Source organism: Chryseobacterium sp. POL2 (assembly GCF_011058315.1).
GTDB lineage: Bacteria > Bacteroidota > Bacteroidia > Flavobacteriales > Weeksellaceae > Soonwooa.
Map to the genome: position 1 here is coordinate 1,427,493 of NZ_CP049298.1, position 26,060 is coordinate 1,453,552.

At 34.5% G+C, this 26,060-nt stretch carries 19 protein-coding genes and 1 CRISPR repeat array; of the genes, 10 read left to right on the plus strand and 9 right to left on the minus strand.

Features of this window, described 5'->3' with window-relative positions; genetic code table 11:
• Positions 1 to 31: 31 nt before the first annotated feature.
• The gene (gene dnaE, locus G6R40_RS06590; RefSeq protein ID WP_165133263.1) at positions 32 to 4,678 is read right to left on the minus strand and encodes a DNA polymerase III subunit alpha; all 4,647 of its coding nucleotides are present in this window, start codon (positions 4,676 to 4,678) and stop codon (positions 32 to 34) included.
• A 207-nt stretch (positions 4,679 to 4,885) separates the two neighbouring features.
• Between dnaE and G6R40_RS06595 the strand changes: the two genes are divergently transcribed.
• The gene (locus tag G6R40_RS06595; protein WP_165133265.1) at positions 4,886 to 5,572 is read left to right on the plus strand and encodes a hypothetical protein; all 687 of its coding nucleotides are present in this window, start codon (positions 4,886 to 4,888) and stop codon (positions 5,570 to 5,572) included.
• Between the two features lie 37 nt (positions 5,573 to 5,609).
• Here the strand turns inward: G6R40_RS06595 and G6R40_RS06600 are convergent, their stop codons facing one another.
• From G6R40_RS06600 to G6R40_RS06615, 4 genes are all read right to left on the minus strand, one after another.
• Positions 5,610 to 6,635, minus strand: coding sequence for a L,D-transpeptidase (locus tag G6R40_RS06600; RefSeq protein WP_165133268.1), 1,026 nt, complete (start codon positions 6,633 to 6,635; stop codon positions 5,610 to 5,612).
• A 64-nt stretch (positions 6,636 to 6,699) separates the two neighbouring features.
• A complete protein-coding gene (locus tag G6R40_RS06605; protein WP_165133271.1) occupies positions 6,700 to 7,653 on the minus strand; it encodes a YpdA family putative bacillithiol disulfide reductase in 954 nt (317 codons plus the stop codon).
• Positions 7,654 to 7,685: 32 nt separating this feature from the next.
• Positions 7,686 to 8,000 (minus strand): chaperone modulator CbpM, encoded by a 315-nt coding sequence (locus tag G6R40_RS06610; RefSeq protein ID WP_165133273.1) that lies wholly within the window; start codon positions 7,998 to 8,000, stop codon positions 7,686 to 7,688.
• Between the two features lie 2 nt (positions 8,001 to 8,002).
• On the minus strand, positions 8,003 to 8,917 hold the full coding sequence (locus G6R40_RS06615; protein WP_165133276.1) for a DnaJ C-terminal domain-containing protein: 915 nt from the start codon (positions 8,915 to 8,917) through the stop codon (positions 8,003 to 8,005).
• Between the two features lie 187 nt (positions 8,918 to 9,104).
• Here G6R40_RS06615 and G6R40_RS06620 point away from each other — a divergent pair, with 187 nt between their 5' ends.
• The gene (locus G6R40_RS06620; RefSeq protein ID WP_165133279.1) at positions 9,105 to 10,349 is read left to right on the plus strand and encodes a dicarboxylate/amino acid:cation symporter; all 1,245 of its coding nucleotides are present in this window, start codon (positions 9,105 to 9,107) and stop codon (positions 10,347 to 10,349) included.
• A gap of 66 nt (positions 10,350 to 10,415) precedes the next feature.
• On the opposite strand, the gene G6R40_RS06625 is transcribed toward G6R40_RS06620, so the two are convergent.
• Positions 10,416 to 10,943, minus strand: coding sequence for a GNAT family N-acetyltransferase (locus G6R40_RS06625; protein ID WP_228455937.1), 528 nt, complete (start codon positions 10,941 to 10,943; stop codon positions 10,416 to 10,418).
• A gap of 101 nt (positions 10,944 to 11,044) precedes the next feature.
• Between G6R40_RS06625 and G6R40_RS06630 the strand changes: the two genes are divergently transcribed.
• A complete protein-coding gene (locus tag G6R40_RS06630; RefSeq protein ID WP_185670505.1) occupies positions 11,045 to 12,592 on the plus strand; it encodes a M20/M25/M40 family metallo-hydrolase in 1,548 nt (515 codons plus the stop codon).
• Positions 12,593 to 12,944: 352 nt separating this feature from the next.
• Positions 12,945 to 13,992: direct repeats of the CRISPR family, unit length 47 nt; unit sequence GTTGTGAATTGCTTTCATTTTTCAGTATCTTTGAGATACGACACAAC.
• A 270-nt stretch (positions 13,993 to 14,262) separates the two neighbouring features.
• Here the strand turns inward: G6R40_RS06630 and cas2 are convergent.
• The 3 genes from cas2 to cas9 all read right to left on the minus strand — a co-directional run bounded on the left by cas2 (position 14,263) and on the right by cas9 (position 20,081).
• Positions 14,263 to 14,601, minus strand: coding sequence for a CRISPR-associated endonuclease Cas2 (gene cas2 / locus G6R40_RS06635; protein WP_165133282.1), 339 nt, complete (start codon positions 14,599 to 14,601; stop codon positions 14,263 to 14,265).
• A 207-nt stretch (positions 14,602 to 14,808) separates the two neighbouring features.
• Complete coding sequence (gene cas1 / locus G6R40_RS06640) at positions 14,809 to 15,702, minus strand: type II CRISPR-associated endonuclease Cas1 (protein ID WP_165133285.1); 894 nt, start codon at positions 15,700 to 15,702, stop codon at positions 14,809 to 14,811.
• Positions 15,699 to 20,081 carry a type II CRISPR RNA-guided endonuclease Cas9 gene (gene cas9 / locus G6R40_RS06645; RefSeq protein WP_165133288.1) on the minus strand — a complete coding sequence of 1,461 codons (4,383 nt, stop codon included), beginning with the start codon at positions 20,079 to 20,081 and terminating at the stop codon, positions 15,699 to 15,701. The genes cas1 and cas9 overlap by 4 nt, the downstream gene beginning before the upstream one ends.
• A 610-nt stretch (positions 20,082 to 20,691) precedes the next feature.
• On the opposite strand from cas9, the gene G6R40_RS06650 reads away from it, so the two are divergent.
• Genes G6R40_RS06650 through G6R40_RS06680 form a run of 7 tightly spaced genes read left to right on the plus strand, consistent with a single transcriptional unit; the run spans position 20,692 to position 25,734 of the window.
• Entirely contained in the window at positions 20,692 to 21,348 is a 657-nt protein-coding gene (locus G6R40_RS06650) for a MarR family winged helix-turn-helix transcriptional regulator (RefSeq protein ID WP_165133291.1), read from the plus strand.
• The gene (locus G6R40_RS06655; protein ID WP_165133294.1) at positions 21,345 to 22,817 is read left to right on the plus strand and encodes a phytoene desaturase family protein; all 1,473 of its coding nucleotides are present in this window, start codon (positions 21,345 to 21,347) and stop codon (positions 22,815 to 22,817) included. Before G6R40_RS06650 ends, G6R40_RS06655 begins: the two co-directional genes overlap by 4 nt.
• Before the next feature lie 5 nt (positions 22,818 to 22,822).
• Entirely contained in the window at positions 22,823 to 23,659 is an 837-nt protein-coding gene (locus tag G6R40_RS06660) for a phytoene/squalene synthase family protein (RefSeq protein WP_165133297.1), read from the plus strand.
• Positions 23,659 to 24,111 carry a hypothetical protein gene (locus G6R40_RS06665; RefSeq protein ID WP_165133300.1) on the plus strand — a complete coding sequence of 151 codons (453 nt, stop codon included), beginning with the start codon at positions 23,659 to 23,661 and terminating at the stop codon, positions 24,109 to 24,111. Before G6R40_RS06660 ends, G6R40_RS06665 begins: the two co-directional genes overlap by 1 nt.
• A gap of 6 nt (positions 24,112 to 24,117) precedes the next feature.
• Positions 24,118 to 24,579: an SRPBCC family protein gene (locus G6R40_RS06670; protein WP_165133303.1), complete on the plus strand. Its 462-nt coding sequence runs from the start codon at positions 24,118 to 24,120 to the stop codon at positions 24,577 to 24,579.
• Between the two features lies 1 nt (position 24,580).
• On the plus strand, positions 24,581 to 25,039 hold the full coding sequence (locus G6R40_RS06675) for a sterol desaturase family protein (RefSeq protein WP_165133306.1): 459 nt from the start codon (positions 24,581 to 24,583) through the stop codon (positions 25,037 to 25,039).
• Positions 25,036 to 25,734 (plus strand): lycopene cyclase domain-containing protein, encoded by a 699-nt coding sequence (locus G6R40_RS06680; RefSeq protein ID WP_165133309.1) that lies wholly within the window; start codon positions 25,036 to 25,038, stop codon positions 25,732 to 25,734. Before G6R40_RS06675 ends, G6R40_RS06680 begins: the two co-directional genes overlap by 4 nt.
• The last annotated feature ends 326 nt before the right edge of the window (positions 25,735 to 26,060 follow it).

Here is a 26,060-nt window from a genome sequence, read left to right on the forward strand (position 1 = left end):
GGCACGCCCAAAAAAATTTAGTTAAAAATATTTAGTTTAGGAAAACTTCGTAGTTGTTAACATCGTGTACTATGCTGAGCAATTCATCGTTGATCTTGATGCGATGTTGCATGGATACCAATTCGATAACGCTGTTATCTTCAGGGTTTTTGACAAAGAAGCTTAGTTTTTGATCACCATAATCGTGTCCCAAAAATGAGTTTTTGAAAAAGTTAATATCCGAAGGGCGCAAACTATCCAGACTAACCACCACCGACATACTTTTTGCAAACTTGTCAAAAGCTTCTTTAAGTTCAATAACATCGTTAACATTGACAAATACACGACCGTCTTTAACTTGCGCAAATTTGATTTTCAAAATGACAAATCGCTGAACTTCCAATTTTTCTTTCAGTTTCATATAATCGCGATCGCCCAACCGAAAAGAGTAAGAGCCTGTATAATCCTCCAAGGTTACAAACGCAACTTTCTCACCACTTTTGAAGCCATCCTGCACACGATATTCTGTGATAAGTCCCGCCACAGAATATTCTTTCCCTGTGTCTTTATCACGGTTGCGCCAATCTTTCTTTTCTTCGGCTGGTTTTGCCAACTTCGGGAATACATTGTCTTTAAAATAATCTAACTCGTCGAGATTAAAGAAATTAAAACTGCCTTTTGGCTCTGCTTGTTTTTTAGAAGTTTCTACCAATTCTGAAGTACCGTCTGGATCTTCAACATCGATATCAAAACTAACATCATCTTCTTTATCTTCTTCTAAACTTAATAAAGCATCCATTGTATCTTGAGGCACCTCATCGTTCTGACTTTCCAAAACTGCTTTTTTGGACAAAACCCCTTGTATAAACTGAAACTGATATTTGAATTCATCCAAAGGATGCGCCGAAAGGTAGAAACCGATACTTTCTTTTTCTTTATTCAGCTTGTACATGTTTGGCCATTCTGCACAAGGCAAAAGTTTTGGCTTTTCTATTTGGATTTCGTCAGCAAAATCAGCAAACAAAGAGTTTTCGACTTCATTTTTACCTTCATGGAAACTTTGTCCATAGCGGATCAGCCGTTCCACATTGGTTTTGCCAGAATTATCGATATCAAAATATTGCGCACGATGATAATCATCCAAACCATCGAAAGCACCAGCGATTACCAAACTTTCGACAACACGTTTGTTAACCTGCGAACTTGGTACGCGCTCAAAAAACTCATATATATTTTTGAATTTTCCATTTTGTCGCTCTTCATAAATCGCCTCGCTTGGTCCTTCTCCAATACCTTTAATCGCTCCCAAACCAAATCGAATTTGACCTTTTTCGTTAACTGCAAATTTGTACTGCGATTCGTTAACATCTGGTCCCAAAACATCAACGCCCATACTTTTGCAATCTTCCATGAACATGGTAATCTGATCCGTATTGTTGATGTTATTACTCATCACACTCGCCATATATTCTGCGGGATAATTGGCTTTAAGATAAGCCGTTTGGTAAGCAATAAACGCATAACATGTAGAGTGCGACTTGTTAAAAGCATATTCTGCAAAGGCTTTCCAGTCGTTCCAAATTTTTTCTAAAGGTCCTTCATCGAGATTATTTTTTCGTCCGCCTTCTATGAATTTCGGATACATTTTATTAAGAACATCAATTTGCTTTTTACCCATTGCTTTTCTTAACGTATCGGCCTCCCCTTTTGTAAAGTTTGCCAACTTCTGCGACAGCAACATTACCTGCTCTTGATACACCGTAATACCGTAGGTTTCTTTAAGATATTCTTCGGTTTCTGGTAAATCATAAACGATTTCCTCAATCCCGTGTTTACGATTAATAAAGTTCGGGATATACTTGATAGGGCCTGGACGGTAAAGTGCATTCATGGCAATAAGGTCAGCAAAAACCGTTGGTTTCAGCTCACGCATATATTTTTGCATTCCGGGACTTTCGTATTGGAAAATTCCAACCGTTCTTCCTTCTTTAAATAATTGATAGGTTTTGGCATCATCCAAGGGAATAAGATCGGGATCAATATCAATATCGTATCGTTGTTTTACCAACTTCAAAGCATCTTTAATAATCGTAAGCGTTCTTAATCCTAGGAAGTCCATCTTCAAAAGACCGGCACTTTCCGCCACCGAGTTATCAAATTGTGAAACCAAAATATCAGCGTCTTTTGCAGCAATAGTTACAGGAACAAGATTGCTAACATCTTCTGGCGTAATAATAACCCCACAAGCATGAATCCCTGTATTTCTTACGCAACCTTCCATTTTTTTTGCACTAGCCAAAACCTGGTGACGATGATCATTGGGATCATCCAACACCATTTTCATTTCATCCACCAAAAGCTGTTCTTCTGGTTTTAGTTTATCATACTTTGCTAAAGCTTTAGCGATGTTCATTCCTGGTGTGGAAGGAATCAATTTAGCGATATTGTTGGTATCGGGAATTGGAAGATCCAAAACCCTTCCAGCGTCTTTAATCGCCGACTTACCCCCAAGAATTGAATATGTAATGATCTGCGCAACTTGCGTTTTACCATATTTTTCAACCACCCATTTGATAATTTTGTCACGGCCTTCATCATCAAAGTCGATATCAATATCTGGCATCGATACACGCTCTGGATTAAGAAAACGCTCAAATAGCAAATCATATTTAATGGGATCAACATTGGTAATTCCGATGCAATATGCCACCGCCGAACCTGCTGCCGACCCACGTCCTGGACCAACCCAAACGCCCATATTTCTAGCTTCGTTACAGAAATCCTGTACAATCAAAAAGTAACCCGGATAACCTGTATTCGCGATAACATCGAGCTCAAAATCAAGACGTTCTTTGATCTCATCGGTAATGCCCGTTTCGACATATCTTTTCTTAGCTCCTTCATAAGTCAAATGGGTCAAATATGCCATTTCGCCACGCTTTCCACCATCAACCTCATCTTCTGGATGGACAAACTGTTCTGGAATATCGAACTTCGGAAGCAAAACATCACGTTTCAAACGATAAGGTTTAAACTTTCCTACAAACTCTTCATAAGCATCAAAAGCATCAGGATAATCCTGAAATGCACGTTTGAGCTCATCACCAGTTTTTATATAATATTCTTGCGTGTTAAGACCTTTACGTTTCCCAAAACCTTTACCAACAGGCGTTGACAATTTTTCACCATCTTTTATACATACCAAAATATCTTGGATATTGGCATCTTCTTTATGGGTATAAAAAGTTTCGTTTTGTGCTAAAATTTTAACTTCATATTTCTCAGCAAATTGCAAAAGTACGTCGTTGAGGTGTTCTTCTTCTGGCAAATTATGATTCTGAATCTGAACATAAAAATCATCCCCAAACTCCTCTTTCCACCATTTGAAACGCTCCTCACCTTTTTGTTCCCCTATGTTAAGAATCGCATCTGGAATATCACCATTAATACTTGAGGTTAAAGCAATCAAGCCTTCTTTGTATTGGGAAATAACTTCTCGACTAATTCTTGGAACACCAAAATAAAATCCCTTAACAAAACCGATACTAGACAGTTTTGCTAAATTTTTATAACCTTCAAAATCCTTGGCAAGAAGCACCATTTGTGTTCTTTTATCTGGATCATCTTTGGTAAATTGTTTTTGCTCGTACCGATCTGATATAAAAAACTCGCAACCGATAATCGGAATCAAAGGTTCTTTGTTAGGTTCTTCCTCTGTAAAATCTTCCGACTTTTCTTCCGCTTCTTGTTTCTTTTCAAGGTAAGATTTATAGGCTTTTTCGCGATCGCCATTAACAGCTTCCACAGCAGAAACAAATTTGAAAGCGCCCATCATATTCCCAATATCCACCATCCCAACTGCAGGATAATTTTCTGTGGTTGCGATTTTAATTAAATCGTTAATACTAGACGACGCTTGCAATGTGGAATAAACACTGTGACTATTAAAGTTGAAATATTTACCAAGATCAATCTCGTCAATACTTCCAAAATCTTGCTTTTTCTTTTTGTTATTAAACCCAGCTACCTGCCGACGAATAACAATATCAAAAGGCTGGATCGGCTCTGGATGTAATTTTTGATAAAGCTTAAGTTGATCTTCCGAAATCTTTAATAGATCTGCTGGGATAAGACCAATTCTCATCATCTCAAAAAAGACCTGTGCCGTCGCATTAACATCGGCTGCGGCATTGTGCGCTTCATCGAAATCGGTTCCATAGAGTTTTTCGTAAAGCTCACCCAATTTCGGCGATTTGTACCTTCCATTTCTACCGCCACCTAATTTACAAAAGCCGGTCCCCAAATGCATGGTATCCGCTTTTGGTTTTTCTTGCAAATTATCGGTAATTTCTTTTCGGAAAAATTCTGCGCCAACAATATTGTAATCGAATTCTACATTATGACCAGACACAACTTTAGAACGACTCAAGACTTCAGAAAATTCTAACAAAACCTCCTGAAGATCACGACCTTCTTCCTGCGCCATTTTCGTGGAAATACCATGAATTCTTGTTGCATTAAACGGAATATCATAAGCCTCAGGCTTTATGATATAATCCTGATTTTCTACAAGATTACCTTCTTCATCGTGTAATTGCCAAGCAATCTGCACCATGCGCGGCCAGTTGTCCGAGTCTGATAAAGGAGCGTTAAAATTCTTTGGTAAACCAGTTGTTTCGGTATCGAAAACTAAATACATTGAGGCGTCTTTTTATTCTAATGAGATGTAAAGTTAAGATATAATTTGTCAGAAAAAAAGTGACAGAAATTTGATTTTATAAAAAAAACACAAAAGTGTTAATCTCGGTTAAATATCACTGAAGTTTTAGTTTTAAATTTAATTTTAAGAAAAAATAACGTGAGGATAATTTTACTATTATTTCTATTTGTATTCGTTCAATTGGCAATGGCTCAAAACATTTCGGGAAGGCTTTTCTATAATCAGATTCCAGTAAAATCAGCTTTAATAATTAATTTAAAAACGGATCAAAAAACGCTCACAAATGACAAAGGAGAATTTATAATCCCAGCAAATACAAATGATAAAATAAGAATTACAAAAGAAGGTTTTGAAATAATTGAATTCCGAAGTTCCGAAGATAGTAGCAGCAAAGATTATATTCTAAAACCTATACCTACAGAAATTGAAGAGGTAAAAATCACTTATCTACCAACGGGCAATCTAAAAAAAGACAGCGAATATTATGGTGCAAGTCTTAGAGAACGACGTGTTAATACTGGTTTGCGCAAATATTTCAAAAAACCTTCCGACTTATCGGTTTTACAACCAAAACCTGGCGAATTTATCCAACCTGTTGGCTCTGGATTTAGCTTTGGAAAAATTGATGATAAGTGGGCGCTTAGCGATTTTGTCATGTGGTTACATGCAGAACTGTCTGACGAATACTTTGCTGAATTTGAGATTTCTCCCAATGATATCGATCGTTTTATATACTTTTCTTTAAGCAGTTTTAATCAAAAAGAAAAACAGAATATTTTGAAATACGGCTATTGCAGTAATTTTAATATTGGCCAACTAAAACTTCTTTTTGAAAAAACGATTTTAAATTTCAAAAAAAATGATTCCAAATAAACCTAGAATCATCTTCCTGTTATATGTCAGCTTCAAACTAAATGGCAATATCCAAAGAGTCTTGTCTTTTCTTTTCGGCTTTTTCAATAAGAACTTGTGCCGCAACTTGATCGCGATTCTCTTGTTCTTTTAAGATTTTTTCTAGCTCAGGTTCAATAATTTTGGTCATATCATCCACCGAAATATCATTAGCTTTTGGGTTTTCCATAAGATTGTACCACGGTTTTCTGCCGCCCCATTTGTAATCTCCATAGACATAAACTGGTGTTCCGTTTGCGCGCACCGTTGCCCCACCTGGGTTAAGAATCCATGTATCCGCAAAAGTGTACATCCATTTGGCATCTTTTTCCAAAAGGCGCAGGCAAGAATGTGACGCTGGATAACCTGGCATTTCATATTGATGCCAGCCAATTCCTCTGAAATTGCTGATATTAAAATTCCATCTCAGTTTCCATTCGTCGCTAACCGTTGAGATGGAAACTTCTTTTTTCCAATTCGCAAAATGTAAACCGCGATCCGTTTGCGTTGACTTTTTCCCCATAGAGGTTGGTCCCCATTTAATCAAATTTCCATATTCATAAACCCCAAAAGCCTGAATAGGATATGAGAAAAATACAAATTTCTTAACATCTTTCAACACAGGCAAATTGCCAGGAAATGGCGAATAACGGAGAAAATCTTTCTCAACTACGCTTGGCACGACCAAAGTGTCTGCACGATAAAGATTTTTTTTATCCAAACGGTTGATTGCCAAAATCGTGTAAAGTTCTTCTGCGGAATATTTCTTTTTGAAGTCTTTGGCTAAAGAATCATTTTTTTTGTAAGGCAAAGCTGTGTAATGAAAATCTTTGTTAGGGATAATTTTCTTCTCGATTTCTTTTTTAAGCTCAACCTGTTTGCCTTTAATAACAGTATCAATCTTCACAACATGTATGTTGGGATTGGTTTGCAAAGTTGCGGAAGGCCTAGAGATATTGTCAGCCAAAGCCTCTTCTTTTTTACATTGAATAAAAACAAAAACTGAAGAAAGAAGCCAAAACACTGGTTTAAAATAGTTTTTCATACGCGTTTTTTAACAATTCTTTAACATTCAAAAACCAGACCAAGTTCAGTTGGGCAAACCGCTATTAAGAATTTGTAATATGCTTAATAATCTTCTTCGCGTGAATTCTGGAATTCTCTATAAACCACAAATGCGTGTTGCGTCCACCACAAACTACGCCTGCAAGATACAAAGATTTAACATTGGTTTCCATTGTGTTATCATCATGTACGGGAATATCGGCATCACCTTCCAAAATAATTCCGGCGTTTTTTAAAAATTGAAAATCTGGTAAATAACCTGTCAACGCGAGTACAAAATCGTTTTCAATATCTTGTTCTCCATTTTCGTTTTTAAATTTAACAGCAGATTCAGTAATTTCTGTCAACTCAGAATTGAAATAAGCTTTAATACTTCCTTCTGCTATTCGGTTTTCAATATCTGGTTTCACCCAATATTTCACGCGATTCCCTATTTCGGCCCCTCGAATAATCATTGACACCTCGCCTCCTTTTCGATAAATTTCCAAAGCAGCATCCACTGCCGAATTGCTGGCGCCGACAACCACAACTTTTTGTTGCGCATAGGGATACGGTTCGGTGTAATAATGATGGACTTTTTGTAAATCTTCGCCTTTCACGTGTAACAAATTCGGGATATCATAAAAACCAGTTGCAATGATGACATTTTTCGCTAAATATCCGGTTTTGGACGTTGTCACCTGAAAGTTGTTTTTATCTTTTTGAATCATTAAAACTTCTTCGTAAAGTTTAATATTCAGTTTTCGTTGACGTGTAATGCCTTGATAATATTCTAAAGCATCTTGTCTGCCAGGTTTTGGCGAGCTTGTAATAAATGGAATTTCGTCGATCTCCAATCGTTCAGCAGTTGAGAAAAACCGCATATACAAAGGATAATTGTACAAACTATTGGCAATGCTTCCTTTTTCTAAAATGAGATAAGAAAAGCCTTTTTTTTCGGCTTCTATCGCACATGCAATTCCAATTGGACCACCGCCTACAATGATAATATCAAGCATTTTTGTTTTAATTTAATTTAAATTTCAAAAACTTAAAAATTATCATCCGCATCTTCCCACTCTAGCTTTGTTATGCCTAAACGTTGTGTGAGATTTCTGTTTTCCTCTTGTAAATGTCTTAGTTTTTTTAACATTTCATGAATGATCTCAATGCCTTGCAAATTGACATCGAGGTCGTAATGCCAATTGATAAAACGCTCGAAATCCGACAATTCATCATGAACGATATAACGAATGCTGTTATCAATCTGGGGATGCAACAATTCTGAATCGATGAGATCATCTACAAAACTGTAATCAACTTTATAAATTCTAATAATTTCTTCTATGGATATTCTGTCAGACATGCTTAGCTATTTTTAAGTTGTTCTACTAATTCTTTTTGTTTTTCGTTGAGTTCTTTTGGGAAATCAATGCGGTAAGTCACGAACAAATCGCCATAATGACCTTCTTTTTTATAAACTGGAAAACCTTTGCCTTTGAGGCGTACACTGGTTCCGGGTTGTGTTACAGATTTCACTTTCAGTTTGACTTGCCCGTCCAAAGTCGGCACCATGACATCGCCACCCAACAAAGCTGTGTAAAGATCAATGTTAACATCAATTTTTAAATCGTCGCCATTTCTTTTGAAAACGGAATCTTCAGCGATATTAAAAGTAATATACAAATCACCATGTGGACCGCCGTTAACACCAGGATTTCCATGGCCTTTCAGTTTTATCTGTTGACCATCGTAAATCCCCGCAGGAATGGTAATTCTAACTTTTTTGCCATTGATTTCAAAAGTTTGTTGGTGGGTCGTTGCTGCATCACGTAAAGTTAAATTAAGTTCTGCGGCAATATCTTGGCCTTTGAATTTTCCAGATGCGCTACCTCGGCTACTACGTCCAAAACCGCCACCAGAAGCACCAAACATGGATTGGAAAAAATCCGAAAAATTGTCGTTCTCTCCAAAGTTAGCCCCTTGAAAACTGCCACCGTCATAATTTTGAGAATATTGACGCTGTTGTTGCTTTTGAGCTTTTTCAAATTCTTCGCCGTGTTTCCAATTTTCGCCGTATTTATCATATTTTGCACGGTTTTCTGGATTTGAAAGAACTTCGTTAGCTTCGTTAAGATCTTTGAATTTTTTTTCCGCTTCTTTGTTGTTAGGATTAAGATCGGGATGTAGCTTTCGCGCTAGCTTGCGGTAAGCTTTTTTGATGTCATCTTGGCTAGCATTTTTGTCAACACCAAGTATTTTGTAGTAATCTATAAATGCCATATTTCTAGGTTATTTTATTAATCATCGACCACAACAGACTTGCAATAACTGTTCCTTATAAGGCTTTTCTCATCATTAATTTTAAAAAGAAAAGTTATATCATTTTTTTTAATTTCTTTATAAATTAATTAGCATAGTTCAATAATCAAAAACATAATTAACTTTACTTATATAAAAAAATTAAAGAATGTCTTTTACCCAATCGACTTTTTGGCAAAGCTATTCCAATATCATTCTTTTGTTAATAGGGATTAGTTTCGGTAGTATTGTAGGAATCTTTTTTCCCAACATGGTTAATTTTCTGAAACCAGTTGGTGATATTTTCCTGAATTTACTTTTTGTAACTGTCATACCCTTGGTATTTTTTGCAATTGTAACGTCTGTATCTTCTATCGAACAAGGTAACAAACTTGGCAAAATTCTTTTTGCAATGATGTTTACTTTTCTGGCTTTTGTATTGATTGCGGCTTTATTTAGTATTGTCGCTGTTTATCTTTTTCCTACCGAACGTCCTACTGGGAACATGGCAACTGTTGTTGTGGAAAATATTACCGATACAGAATCTTGGGGCGATCGCATTGTACGTTTCTTTAGTGTTGGTGAATTTTATATGTTGCTTTCTCGACAAAATATGTTAGCACTTTTGATTTTTTCTTTTTTAGTAGGAATTTCGATTCGACAATCCAATCCAGAAAAGGTGAAAACCTTTAAAAGCTTTATCGAAGGTGGCAACGAGATTATGAAAAATCTTCTTCTATTAATAATGAAAGCTGCGCCAATTGGTCTAGGTGCTTATATTGCTTATCAAGTCGGCACTTTGGGGCCACAACTGGTCGGCTTTTACGCCAAACCTTTGGCTGTATATTATGGTGCTGGGTTGGTGTACTTTTTTGTATTCTTCAGTCTTTATGCTTTTATTGGTCGTGGTTCAAAAGGTGTCACTTTATTTTGGAGAAATAATATTTTACCGAGTTTTACAGCGATAAGTACTTGTAGTAGTCTTGCAACAATGCCTGTCAATCTGGATGCGGCAAGGAAAATAGGTATTCCTGCATCTGTAGCCAATGTTGTGATCCCCATCGGAACAAGCATTCATAAAAACGGTTCTTCCATATCTTCGATTGTCAAAATATATGTCGCTTTTCTTTTGTTGGGTTGGGAGTTTTTCACGTTCAACAACCTGATTATTGCATTAGGAATAACTGTTTTTGTTAGCGTGGTGGCTGGAGGCATACCAAATGGCGGTTACATTGGAGAAATGTTGATGATTTCGGCCTATCAACTTCCGCAAGAAGCCATCCCAGCAGTAATGATTATTGGGACATTGGTTGACCCTTTAGCAACTGTTCTCAATGCTACAGGAGATACGGTAGCCGCGATGGTGACAGCAAGGCTTATCGGTGAAAAATACGATCCGCCCAACGAAGTTTAAACTTCAATTTTATTTTTTTAAATTTTATTTAAATCGATTTTAAATCAAGACAATTAAGATCAAAAGTCAAGGGATTTTCATTTCAAAAATTAAGTTATCGAGATTGTCGTCATCGACTCTTGATTCGTTCAAGACAAAATCATTATTCGTCAACAATTTTATTGAGGCCTCATTATATGTACTTGTAAAGGCTTCTATTAAATTAAGTTTTAATTCCTCCCGACCATATTTAATAATGGCATTAAGCGCTTCTGTCATATAGCCTTTTCCTTGATGTATAGGTTGAAGATCATAACCAATTTCTGCTGTTTTGCGATCTTCAGAAAAATTCCAAAAACAAATTGACCCCAACAAGTCGCCTTCTTCTTCGAAACGCAGCGCCCAAGTTATTGATAAATCATTTTCAAACTGATGGCTTATCATTTTAATAAAATCTTCGGCTTGTTCAATACTTGTATAAGGATCTCGTTTGATGTATTTTGTAACTTCGGGACTAGAGCGCAGAAAAAACACTACTTCCGCATCCGTAGGTTTGTAAGCGTTCATGACTAGGCGTTTGGTTTTCAACTGTGGAAAAACATTCATTGATTTCATAATTTTAATCAAAAATAGGAATTTGTTTAAAATAAAAACTTGCTTTGCAAGCTCGCATTTAATTCTTAAATTGAAAACTTAAATGTATAAAAGAATAGTGTATGAAAATCAACATGAAAACGAGTTTTGCAACTTTGCTATTGTCCTCACAAATAGTTTTTGCACAACAACATGTCTCAGAAGAAAAACTAGATCCCATCGTCCAAAGCATCGTCAACGAAGTTAATAATAACTCGCAGCTAGAGCAACTTGCTTTTGAGCTTTTGGATGTTATCGGTCCACGTCTTGTAGGCTCTCCTGCGATGGAGCAAGCCAACAATTGGTCGGTTGATAAATTTAGATCTTGGGGTATTGAAGCCAAAAATCAACAATTCGGAGAATGGGCTTCTTGGCAGCGTGGCATCACTCAAGTTGAAATGACCTATCCTAGAATAAAAAGTTTAGAAGCCATGCAGTTGGCGTGGTCACCATCTACTAAAAAACCTGTAGAAGCTGAAGTTGTGGTTTTACCAAGAGTGAATAACGCACAAGAATTCAGTAATTGGTTGAAAAACGTTAAAGGAAAAATAGTGTTAATTTCCCAATATCAAAGATCTGGACGCCCAGATCATCAAATTAAAGAATTTGCTACTCCAGAATTGTACGAGCAATTCAAGGCGCAACGAGCAAAAGATACGGAAGATTTTAAAAATTTAATCAAGCACACAGGTTACGACAACAACAGCTTACCTGAAGCTTTAGAAAAAGCAGGTGCCGCTGGCATCGTTATTTCTAATTGGACAGGAATCATGGGAGCCAACCGTATATTTGGTGCCAAGACCAAGACAATCCCAACTATAGACATTGCAGTAGAAGATTATGGTATGCTTTATCGGATGGCATCCAATGATAAAAAACCAAAAATAAAAATCAATACTGAATCTAAAAACTTAGGCAAAGCAAAATCGTTTAATACCATTGCTACAATACCTGGTAAAGAAAAGCCTAACGAATATATTATTCTGTCTGCACACCTTGACTCTTGGGACGGCGCACAAGGCGCTACAGATAACGGAACAGGCACCATTACTATGATGGAAGCTGCACGTATTTTAAAAAAATATTATCCCAATAACAAGAGAACAATTATAGTAGGACTTTGGGGAAGCGAAGAACAGGGACTTAACGGCTCTCGAGCTTTCGTAAAAGATAATCCCGAAATTATCAACAATACGCAAGTGGCTTTTAACCAAGACAATGGGACTGGCCGCGTGGTCAACATCCAAGGTCAAGGTTTTGTTGATGCCTATGACTATCTCGGAAGATGGATGGCGGCTTTACCAAAAAAAGTTAGCAAGCACATAGAAACAACTTTCCCTGGTACACCAGGTGGCGGTGGGTCCGACCATGCTTCTTTTGTTGCGGCAGGAATTCCAGGCATTTCTCTAAGTTCACTCAATTGGGGATATTCGGGTTACACTTGGCATACCAATAGAGATACTTATGATAAAATAATGTTTGATGAAGTTAAAAATAATGTCATTGCGGCAGCTGTTTTAGCCTATATGGCTTCTGAAGATCCTGAACAAACCAGCAAACAGAAAAGAGTACTTCCAGCTGGACAAACTTGGCCAGAAATAAAAGAGCCAAAAAGAACTGGAACAAATTAAAAAACGTTCGCAAGCCAAAAGCTTGCGAACTATTTTGTTAAAAGTTACTAGATTCTAATTCTTCTTTAGATTAAGTTTTACTTATAACTACGTATACCAATTTTTAGTCTATCATTTTACGAGATATAATTAATAATTACACAGATTTCTTTCGATATCTTTGGGATACAACACAACTGATTATTATGAGGAATATTGGGACAAAGAGTTGTGAATTGCTTTAGCTCAGCCTATACTGTTTTCCATTGCATTTCGCTGAATCCCATCCGCCGCATTCCCATATAGGATTTCATTTTTCAGTATCTTTGGGATACAACACAACACATTATGAATTGGACAGAACCAAAACCACGTTGTGAATTGCTTTCATTTTTCAGTATCTTTGGGATACAACACAACGGGAATTAACCGTTTTAAAATAGATTGTAAGTTGTGAATTGCTTTCATTTTTCAGTATCTTTGGGATACAACACAACATCGCTGTAACGCTTACGGATGAAGAAAAAGTTGTGAATTGCTTTCATTTTTCAGTATCTTTGGGATACAACACAACATACCCCAATCTTTTAATTCAGCTTCATCCGTTGTGAATTGCTTTCATTTTTCAGTATCTTTGAGATACGACACAACTAAAAATGGTAATACTTCAATTTACCCACAGTTGTGAATTGCTTTCATTTTTCAGTATCTTTGAGATACGACACAACAGTACTAAGTTTCGGAAGTGATGTACTATCGTTGTGAATTGCTTTCATTTTTCAGTATCTTTGAGATACGACACAACTAAAAAAATAATCTTAAAAGAACTTTCTGAGTTGTGAATTGCTTTCATTTTTCAGTATCTTTGAGATACGACACAACCAAACAAGATTAATCATACAAAAACATGGCGTTGTGAATTGCTTTCATTTTTCAGTATCTTTGAGATACGACACAACTATCCCTTACATACGTTTGTAGCTATATGCGTTGTGAATTGCTTTCATTTTTCAGTATCTTTGAGATACGACACAACTATTAACACTTACCCAACTTTCACATGGTGGTTGTGAATTGCTTTCATTTTTCAGTATCTTTGAGATACGACACAACCAAGCGCAAAATATAGAGCTCGATATTTATGTTGTGAATTGCTTTCATTTTTCAGTATCTTTGAGATACGACACAACAAAGTCGGATGTTTTACCTGTGGCACGACCGTTGTGAATTGCTTTCATTTTTCAGTATCTTTGAGATACGACACAACTATGGCAGGAACTTTAATTGATATTCCAACGTTGTGAATTGCTTTCATTTTTCAGTATCTTTGAGATACGACACAACTTTTTGATAAAAGAAAATACATGGGTAACCGTTGTGAATTGCTTTCATTTTTCAGTATCTTTGAGATACGACACAACCTCAATGCTTAACCTTCTGTTTTTCAGAAGGTTTATTTGTTTTATAGGATTTTAAAAATGGGATTTGTCCCCTTAATCATTTACATTTTTAAAGATTTTTGAATTGCTTTAGTTCAGCCTATACTTTCACCTTTGCATTTCACTGAATCCCGTCCGCAGCATTCCCTTCCGGGATTTCATTTTTTGAGTTGCTTTAAAATACAACACAACCTCAAAAGGTAAAAACCACTGTTCATCGGTGGTTTTTTGGTGTTTTTAGGATTCGAAAAATTAGAATAATTCGAGTTGTTGAAAGGTGGGCGGTGGTTCTTCTTTGCTTCTGGCAAAGAAAATTTCAATGTCTCCAAATTGCTTATCGGTTATGCACATAATGGCTACTTTCCCAGCTTTGGGAAGCATGAGTTTTACTCTTTTGATATGAACTTCGGCGTTTTCTCGACTGGGACAATGACGAACATACATGGAAAACTGAAACAACGAAAATCCATCATCAATAAGACCTTTCCGAAACCGATTGGCGGCCCGCATATTGGCTTTGGTGTCGGTTGGTAAATCGTATAAAACTAAAACCCACATAATTCGATAGGCGTTAAATCGTTCGGAATTCATGGTGAAAATGGTGTTTTACACAGTCTTTCGCGTGAGGGCGAAGTGCATTGTTGGAGCTCGTGTGAGGTGAGGCGGAGGAGCGAAGCGCAGCCGACGAGCCGAACACAGCGACTGCACGTAGACCGACCCTTTGTTTTCGTGCTGGGGAAAACCTTATTGGTTTAAGCGTTGGAAAAACAAAGGGGCACGCCCAAGTAGCAAAAATAGTCATGGCAATTCTGGATAGGAAATTACTCTTTTTTCTCCCGTGTAACATTTATACAAAGAAGAAACGCTTGTTTTTAAAGCCACCATCAGCGGTCTTTTCTTGTCTTCAATTTGCACATCCATGGTTGCGATTTGAAGAAGATGGGCTTTAAATTCTTTAGTCAAATCCTCTGTTTCTGGGTTTTTATCCAACCATTGCATCACCAATAAATCGACAAAAGGGCGATACGGCTCCATCACATCATCTGCCAAACAATACGGATTGTATTTGTTTTTGTGAAAGATTCCCAAAACGGGCAGCAAACCCGTTTCTACAATAGCTCTCGCCACCATTGACCGTAGCACCGCATATCCGAAATTGAAAAACTGATTGGGAGAATCGCCAAAGCGTTGCCTTAAAAAATCGTGACTGATAAGGTATTTCCAATAATGTTGCGCCGCAATGCCTTCCATATTGGTGCTATCGCCACTTTTTACATTATTTTTGTACTCGAGCATGGGCTCGAAATAATTCCCTAATCTTTTTAGGATTTCAGTTTGGTTTTCAATTTTGCATTCTATGGTTTGTTTCCACAGTTGCTTTTTCAGCGGTTCGCTGGCTTCTAATTGATCTTTTACGCGGTCTGAATGTTCGGAATGTCCATACAAAGGCAACATAATTCCGTGTGGCAAATGATGCGCATCGCAACTAATGACCACCACATTATTGCCCATCATTTTCTGAATGAGCTGGTGCGAAACTGTAATCTGAAAATGATCCAACATCAGCAATCCCAAATCCTCCACAGGAACTTTCCCTTTTGTTTCCTTGGTTTGGGGACACAAAATATGCATCTGCTCATCTTTGAGTTTCAGATAGGCGGGATTTCCGATGTAAATGGAGCGGGTAATCATGGATTATAATTTTTCCAAGTTATTTGTCCGTCTATTGACATATTGAAATCCTCTCCTTCAAAAAGATAATTCCAATTTTCTTTTGACATTTTAAGTAAAGGTGTACTACCTTCTACCTCGATAAACGAAGACTGTTTTTTAAATTGGTCAAGTTCTTTCTTTAATTTTTTAACTCCTTCTATTCCCATAAAAGGAATTAATCGTTTTAGTCTGTTATCATTTAATCCTACAAAAGAAAATTTGTCTTTTTCAAACTTTTTCTTTCGATCTACAACATTATTTATTGATTCATCCTCAATAATATCAGGAAGGTTATATTTTTTATCATATTCAAAAACTATTTGATCTTTTTCTAATTTTACATTTTTATCAATATCACCATCCTCAGTAGCTTCCAAGTGATACTTCAAATAAATACTTCCATCAGCCAATTGTGTTATCTTATAAAGTCTATTCTTTTGAAATTCTATATTTTTTCTTTCCTCAAAATCTTCATCATTATTTAAAACAATTACTCGTTGCCCTACATTTAGTAATTGTGCCTTATCCCATTTCGAATAATTTAATTTGTTAGTAGCGTCATATCTACGAAGATAATTTTGCACATCAAACTTATGGTTTGTTTTATACTCTTTTGCGATTTCAAAAGAAGGAACTAAAATCAAGTCTTTTTCTAATTTATCTCCAACAATCTTTTGAACTAAAATTGCATAAGGAACAGAACCTGCTTCCGAATAGAACTTATTCTTATATTCATATTTGGATTGATAGTTAAGTCTTTCTTTAACTTCTCTTCCTGATTTAGTTTTAATTCTAACGTGACGTATAATATTTCCTTGATAATCCTTAATAACCTGATTATTTTTTTGAGCCCTTACAAGTTCTTTAATGACAGGATCTACAATATCTTCAATTTTAGAAAGTACATCTGCAATTGGCTTCCTAACTACAAATAAAAATTCATCTTTGCCTGTTTTGTACTTCCAATCGCCATCTTCTCTTTTTGCTTTATTATTTTCATCTCTTTCTACATCTTTTATTTTTCCGATATAGGTTTGCGCAAAAAGTGAACTTCGTACTGTATCACCTTTAGCTATTTTAACAATTTTATTTCCTAATTCATCTTTAACATACTCTCCATCCTTATTTTTTACAAACTGAACTTTGCCACGATGTCGTACAACTTTACTTGTTTGTTGTAAGATTTTATCTTTGCGGTAATTAACTACTAAAGTGGTATTTTCAATTTCTTTTATTAAATCTTGCGAGTTAAAACCATAAGGAATTAACTTTCTTCTTACCTCAGCTAATTTTCTTTTATCGTTATTTTCTACTGAAGAGTAATATTCTTTCAAAATTTCTTCTCTGTAACTACTATTTGTAGGTATCATTGTAAGTACAGCGGCATCTACAATATGATGGGTATGTTTATTTCTGCTCTTAATTTCATCTTGTTCCTGAAATCCAAAAATTTTCCTGAAATCTGCTGTCACACTACCTTTTTGTACTGCAACTTTTTTGAAATATAGTTTTAGATATTCCCTTGCATATTTACTCACCATTTGGGTATCTACCAATTGTCTTCTTGCCCAACTGTCTTTTATTTCTTCTGCTTCAAAACGACTTAGTTTATCATCCCAATATTCAAAATGCATTTTATAATAATGCTTATCCTGAATTCTTTTGTTTTTAGCAGCTTCATCTTCTGGTCCTTTTGCTTTTTTTCTGCTATTATATTGAATTTCATAGTAATTTCTCAACTTTCGCCAAATTCCTAATCTTGGAGAAATACTTGTTCCATTTGGTGTATCTTTTGAATAATTTTCGCAATAATACGGAGTTCTTGCCTCTTTTATATCTCGATTGTATTTTGCAAATGCAACCGTTTGATTTGCCATTGTATTATCTGGTAGAATACTTCTTGGAATTGTATGTTCAACATCAATTTCATTGGAAAACAATTGTGCTATTGAAATCATTTTACCAGTATACATACACTGCCCTTTTTGTTCCATCCAAAGCTCATATCGTTTTACATCTTCTTTTTCTTTTAATATCCTTATTCTATTTTCGTTCTTTACGATATTTTTATTTTCATCTTCAGTTTCTTCAAAAATTTGTTCCGACCACAATTCGAAAATCGCAATATTATCTTCAACATTTAAAGATTGATTTTCCTCTGATTTGTATTGTTGCAAAAAACGTCGTATTTTCTCTCTGTTATCTGCTCTTTCCTTTTGATACTTTTCAATGGCAATTCGCTTATTATTATCATTCAACTCTCTAGCTAACTCAATCACTACTTCAGTATCTTGGTCTATATCGCCATTAATAATTAACTTATTCAAGAGTTTTCTTACAACGCTCATCGATTTGTTGAACATTGCGTTTTTAATACTATCAATAAGAGGAATTGGAAGAATTTCTATATTGGTATTTTTATCCTTAGGAAGAAACTTTTCTCCAGTTTTGAAATTGGTTACCAAATTTCTGTTGTATAAATTTTCTCTGTTGGAATGATGATACAATTCTCCATTTAGATTAATTCCTTTGTCGGAAAGAAATGTTTTGAATATTTCAGTTATTGTAGGTACTTTCCTATACGCTCGTTTTGAATCGAAAAAATATTCTTGATATTCAAGACCAACATTCCGTATCAGATTATCTTTATCATCAAATTTCTCCCAAGTTTTCTCCCCAAAATGAGCAATACAGGCTTCATTTATACTTTTAACATCATCATCTTTTAATAGATATGAAGAATCTTTATAAGCGAAGGTAGAATCTTCGTTACCATCAATCATTGCTCTAGTTTGCCCTTTATGTTTATCTACTAAATTATTGGCAATGGTTGCAATAAGTTGTTTTCTTTTGTATTCTTTATTCGTATCAGACAAGCAATCCAATATTGTATTTCGAGAAGCTTCCCAATCTGTTTTCAATAATTCAGGAATTTTCGCAAGTACAACTGCTTCATTGTAAAGAAAACCTTCTTTCAAAAACGGAATAACTTTATTAATAGCTTTTATACTCAAATCTGCATAACCTTGTAGAAATTTTCTTTTTAATTCAACTAGTGGTGAGATTTCGTAATGTTCGTCCTTTCGTTTTCTTTTAACATTTTCTAATTGTAATTTTTCAATTGCAAATGTTGCTAAGTACTGTTCATTCGAACCAAATACTATATGCCATAAATCATAGATGGAATATCCTTTAATTACTTTTGGTGCTGTAGTTATATTATATTGTTCAATTTCTCCAATGGCAGTTTTCGCAAAATCTCCAAACAAAGAAATCAAACCTTTGCAAACAGGCATTCCAGAAATAGAAGTTTCATATTTTCCATTTTCGGGATTGATGGGATAATTGTATTTATAAGGTTTTTCTGTTTTTTTATCCAATAAATCTTTAACTTCTTGAAATTTAAAATTTCCTTCAGCTTTCAAAAACAAATTATTGAATAACAAACTTTTCAACTCCTCATTAATACTTTGTTTTTCGTTATTTACATCAAAATATTTAATGGTATTAATAAACTGCAATGCTCTAAAAATTTCAAAAGCGGGATGCGAAATAGGACAACGTAATTTTGAAGGTTCCAATGTGCATTTCCCAATACTTCCTTTTTGGCTTTTTAAAGGACGCTGCCAAATTATCGCCTTCCAAAGTTTGTTTACAAAATCATCTTTATAAACTTCTTTTTTTATCTTTTCTATAGAGTAACCTTGTTTACTGCATATCAAATTGAACTCATTTTCATATTCCTCACGAAGAGGATACTGATTTCTTGCTCGTCTTCCTTTATATAGAAAATCATTTAGTAAAGCCTCTGCTATAGACCTGTTATTTTCCAAAGAAGCCTTAAAGCCATCTTCAGTACGACGTTCTAACTGCTTTTCAGTTTCTTTGTCCGTTTCTCCAATATCTTTATAGCCTCTTCTTTGCACCAAATGATACAACACCCTACCAAATTCGTGATTTGTCAATTTTCCATCCAATGCTTTTACCCTTAATTCATATGGATTTTTATATTTTTCTCCATTTTCATAAGTGAAATCACAAGCTAACCATTGCAAAAACTTTTTACTTTCAGGAAACTTTCTTTCTTTTCCTTTTTGGTATGAACTCCAATTCAAAACTTCGTTTTTAGCAAGAGGAGCATAATTCTCAGCCAAAACTTTCAACAACTCCCATTTTCTATATTTACGAGCCTTTATCAGATTTCGTTTAGAACGATCTTTCCTTCTATCTTTTGTAGGTGATGTATAACCAGAAGTTCCTTTAGTCATTCCCGTATTAAATGTTACAACTCCTTTTTTATCTTTATCTATAAACCAGCCAGCTGACGAACTTCCAATATCTAGTCCAATTTTTGCCATAATTATTTGTTTTTAAATTTATTTTTATTATATTTGTAACTGAAAGACAATTCACAACAAGGCTATAAGCAGTAGAAAAATTATCTATTCTTAGATATCTAAGCAACTACCTCGGCAGTTGCTATTTTTTTGTTTAAATTTTTTTAAAAAATCATTTTTGAGAAATGTTAAAAATAATAATAATTTATTGAATATCATTACGGTTTTCCGTAAATATCACCTATAAAAATAAAAACATTCAAGGTGGGGCAACTCGCCTTTTTTTATGTCTAAATGTTTCGTGAATTCTTAAAACGAAATCAATTATAAAATTCGAAAGTGCAGTGAATCGTAAAAACTGTAAGAATTGAAAATATTGAAAACTGTATTTGTTAAATAAAAAATTCAGCTCCTGCGGAGCTGAATTTTTGTTATTTATTACTTTCTAAATTGTAGGTGTAAACATTGTAAGTAAGAAGTTGTTGAGCAAAAGATAACCAGTTATAAGATTCGTTTTCTCCTACCACCTAATAATTAAATAGTCCAAAATGACTAAACAATTAAATAAAAGTATATTTATATTCTTTTATTACAATAAAAAGGTATATTTGTACTCTAAAATACTTTCAGAATGAATTATCTTTTAATCAAAGAGATCATAAATTTAGTTGAGGAATTTGAGACTGAAACAAAAAACAATCCTGTTTTTGAAGCATCTATTCATGGTTTTAAAAGCTGGATATCGAAAAATAATAACACTATCGTTACTGAACCCACTTGGGTAGGAAAAGAAACGGGAAGAAGTGCGGAAAGTTATATTAATACTTTGATTGTTCATCTGAACAGATATGCGAAAAGCTATTCCAAGTCTGCCATTATTGGGTCGGGTTTTTCTACGCAGGAAGATTTCATTTATCTTATTAATTTAAAAGCATTTGGCGAAATGTCAAAAATAGATTTAATAAAAAAAAATGTACATGAAAAACCCGTCGGAATGCAGATTATCAATCGTTTGATAAGTCAGGGTTGGATTGAACAACGGAATTCTAAAACGGATAAACGCAGCAAAGTGATTTCCATTACGAAAACAGGTCTTCAATCCTTAGAAAACATTATGGATAAAATACGGCAAGCAACTACCATCGTTACTGGAAATTTATCGCAAAATGAAAAAATGGAATTAATACGCTTACTCGATAAGCTTGATAATTTCCATCAAAACATTTATGATAAAAATATTGAAACAGAGAATTTATTGGAAGAAGCGTTTAAAAATTTAAACAAATGAAAAAAAAGGTAGCTATAATAGGTTCAGGATTTTCAGGATTATCGGCCGCTGCTTATACAGCAAAAGCAGGCTATGAAGTCCATGTGTTTGAAAAGCACAATCAACCTGGGGGTAGAGCAAGACAATTCACCACAGAAGAAGGATTTGTGTTTGACATGGGCCCCAGTTGGTATTGGATGTCTGATATTATGGAAGATTTTTTTGCTGATTTCGGCTACCAAACTTCTGATTTTTTTGATCTGATTTCCTTAAACCCTCAGTTTGAAATGATTTTTTCCGATGAAAAAATGAGTATTCCTGAAAATTTCGAAGAGCTAAAAATCCTGTTTGAAAAAACCGAAAAAGGCGCTGGAGTTCAATTGGAGAAATTTATGCAATCGGCAAAGTACAAATACGAAGTTGGAATGCAGGATTTTGTTACAAAACCTTGCCACAGTTGGTTAGAATTTGTATCGCCTAAAATTGCTAAAAGCGCATTGAAGCTAGATTTACTGACAAATTTTAGAAGCTATGTCGGCAAATATTTTAAAGATGAAAAATTAAGAACGCTGATGGAATTCCCTGTTATTTTCTTAGGTGCTTCGCCCCAAAATATTCCTGCTTTGTATAGTTTGATGAATTATGGCGGTTATGCGTTAGGAACTCATTATCCGATGGGAGGATTTTATCAATTAGTATTAGCGATGCAGCAGGTAGCAGAAAAGCAAGGAGTTATCTTTCACTTTAATAAAACGGTTGAGAAAATCAATACAAACAATAACAAAATAACTTCTTTGCAAATAAACGGTGAAAATATAGCTTTTGATACCGTGATAGCTTCTTCAGATTATCATCACACCGAAACGCTTTTAGATGAAAGTTTAAGAAATTACACACAAAAATATTGGCAGAGTAGAACTTTTGCCCCCTCCAGTTTAATATTCTACTTAGGGATTAACGAAAAAATCCCTCACCTCAAGCATCATACACTATTTTTTGAAAACGATTTAGACGAGCATATTGATTGTATTTATGGAGAAAAAAGATGGCCCAAAAATCCCCTATTCTATGTTTGTTGTCCATCTAAAACAGATGATAGTGTTGCTCCTAAAGGAAAAGAAAACTTGTTTTTGTTGATGCCTTTGGCTATAGACATGCACGACAATAAAGCCATTAGGGAGAAGTATTTGAGAGAGATGCTTTCGAGAATTGAAAAACATACAGGAATTAATGCTTTGGCTTCCAAAATTGAGTACCAGAAAAGTTATTGCGTAAACGACTTTGTGCAAGATTATAATGCCTACGGCGGGAACGCGTATGGCTTGGCAAATACGTTGCATCAAACAGCGGTTTTGAAGCCAAAAATGAAAAATAAAAAGTTGAACAACCTTTTTTATACTGGTCAGTTGACTGTTCCTGGCCCTGGCGTTCCACCATCAATTATTTCGGGGAAGATTGTAGCAAACGAAGCAACCAAATTTAAGAAATGAATAATATGAAACAACTATTTGACGAACTTTCTTACTCAGTAAGTAAGATAACAACGCAGAAATACAGTACGAGTTTTTCTTTGGGAATTTTGGCATTAAAACCTTCGATCCGCAACGCTATTTATGCAATTTATGGCTATGTGAGATTGGCTGATGAAATTGTAGATAGTTTTCATGAATATGATAAAGAAAAATTGCTAAAAAGACTGAGAATGGAAACTCAAAACGCCTTAGAAGAAAAGATCTCACTTAATCCAATTTTACAATCTTTTCAGGAAATAGTGCATAAGTATCATATTGATCCCGTTCTTATCACTCAATTTCTCAATAGTATGGAAATGGATTTACAAAAAATTGATTACAATTCAGAATTGTACCACGACTATATTTTTGGTTCTGCTGAAGTTGTAGGCTTGATGTGTTTACAGGTTTTTACCGAAGGAAAAAAAGAGAAATTTGAAGAGCTAAAACCTTATGCAATGAAATTAGGCTCTGCTTTTCAGAAGATAAATTTTCTAAGAGATCTAAAAGATGATTATCAAATTTTAGGCAGAACCTATTTTCCCAATGTTGATATGGGTGTGTTTGATAATTGCATAAAGTGTCAAATTGAAAAAGAAATAGAAGAAGAATTTAAAGAAGCATTAATTGGCATCAAAAAACTTCCAAATTCGTCTATGTTCGGTGTGTATTTGGCGTATAAGTATTACATCTCCTTGTTTAAAAAAATCAAAAGCAAAACTTCCTCAGAAATATTAAATAAGCGGATTAGAGTGTCCAATTCCCAAAAAGTTTTTGTTGCTTTTAAAAGTTATGTACGTTATAAAGTAGCCATTTTATAATGAAAGTTTTTATATCACTTCTATTGGTTTTTATGATGCTAGTTTCTTATAACAATCCAGATATAAATTTAGTAAGAACAAACTACAGTATAGCCGTTCAGGATAAAAATTTGTGCAAAAGGATGATAGAAGAATTAGAGCAATCAAAAGAAAAATCAGCGGTATATTTAGCCTATCTGGGCGGTTATCAAACGATTTGGGCTCATCATGTTTTTAGTCCGATGAGCAAATTTAGTACTTTTAAGAAAGGAAAGAAAAACATTGAATTAGCGATCAGTAAAGAGCCTGAAAATGTTGAAATTAGATATATCCGGTTTTCGGTTCAGAAAAATTCACCTTCTTTTTTGGGGTACAACAACAACTTAAAAGAAGACAAGGATTTTCTTGTTAAAAACAAAAAAAACATCAATTCAGATTTTCTTCAAAAAAATATTGAAACACTCTTAAAGTAATTAAGTATGAAACATGAATTATACAGAGAGCAACAATTGAATTGTGATTTACAAACCGCTTGGGATTTTTTTTCATCACCGATGAATTTACCAAAAATAACTCCAAAAGATATGGCATTTACCGTGTTATCTGAACAAAAAACAAATAAAATATTTGAAGGAATGATAATCGATTACACTGTTTCACCATTGCTTGGCATTCCCTTGAAATGGAAAACAAGAATTACCGAGGTAATTCCTAATAAGAGTTTTACGGATTTTCAGGAAAAAGGGCCTTACAAATTATGGAACCATCGCCACGAATTTATACCCAACGAAAAAGGTGTGTTAATGATAGATAAAGTCGATTATGAATTGCCTTTCGGACTTTTAGGAAATCTTGCTCACCGTTTATTTGTAAAAAAGAAATTAGATAAGATATTTAATTACCGTTTTCATATTTTAGAAAAACTATTCAACAAAAAATAAAATGGAAATATTAATTGTAATACTTGTTTTTACGCTTATGGAAGGAGCCACTTGGCTTATTCACAAATATATTATGCACGGATTTTTATGGATTTTACACCGAGATCATCATGACCACAGCAACGAAGGTGATTTAGAAAAAAACGATTGGTTTTTTGTCATTTTTGCAGTGCCCACTATTGCGTTGATGTATTTTGGATCATTAGAAAATTTCAATTATTTATTTTTTATAGGGTTGGGTATTATGCTCTACGGAATGGCTTACTTTTTTGTGCATGATATTTTTATTCATCAACGGATAAAGTTTTTCACACACACCAAAATCTCTTATTTTTTAGCACTTCGCAGGGCTCACAAACAACATCACAAACATTTAGGAAAAGAAGAAGGCGAATGTTTTGGATTTTTATATGTGCCTTTTAAGTATTTAAAAATGTATTTAAAATCGGCGAAATCATGATGGCTTATACTTACTCACTCATATTGTTTTTCACGATCATCATTTGTTTTATAGCATCTTTTGACAAAAGAATTCAATTCCATCATCAATTTGGTTCATTCCTAAAAGCTTCCATCATTGTTGCTATTCCTTTTATCGCTTGGGACGTATGGTTTACGGCTCACGGAGTATGGTGGTTTAATACAAATTACACACTTGGAATTTCATTTTTGGGTTTGCCTTTGGAAGAAATTTTATTTTTTATTTTTATTCCGTTTTCTTGCATTTTCACCTATTACACCATTGACAAATATTACAATTGGGAAGTTTTAAGTGCTTTTAATAATCTATTGGTCTTTATAAACATTATTATTTTGTCGGTTGTAGGTTTATTGCATACAGATAAAATTTACACCCTTATTACTGCCATAGTTACAATACTTGCATTGATCTATTTGCACTTTATTGCCAAAGTAAATTGGCTGACTAAAGCATCTTTGGTTTTCACGCTTCTTATGCTTGGTTTTTTCCCAGTTAATGGGATTTTAACCGGGAGTTTTATTGATAATCCGGTTGTTAATTATAATCCAAAAGATTTTTTGGGAATCCGAATGTTTACCATTCCCATTGAAGATGCCGTTTATGGATATACTCAATTTCTTTTGGTGCTTTATTTCTTTAAAAAATTTCAGACACAGAAAAATAAAATAAAATAAAACAGAGCCTTAAAATACGGAACGGAATAGCTATTTTAGAACCTTAATTATAGGCGAAATGTATTATACGAGCATATTCAACGGTCAAAAAATGGCTGTGTATCTCCCGAATATTTTTTACTGCTATTGGATAGGCCTTTTCCATTTAAGATTTGATTTATTTTGTACTTTATTTCGGAATAAGTTTATTAAGTATGGATATAAAAGAAAAAATACCGTAAAGCTGGCCAGTTTGTTTTTTTCTTTCGTGGTTTGCCAAAAACCTTTGGATAATCGTCTGATACATGACTACACTTTAGCTTCGGTTGTTTTAGTAATTTTATTTT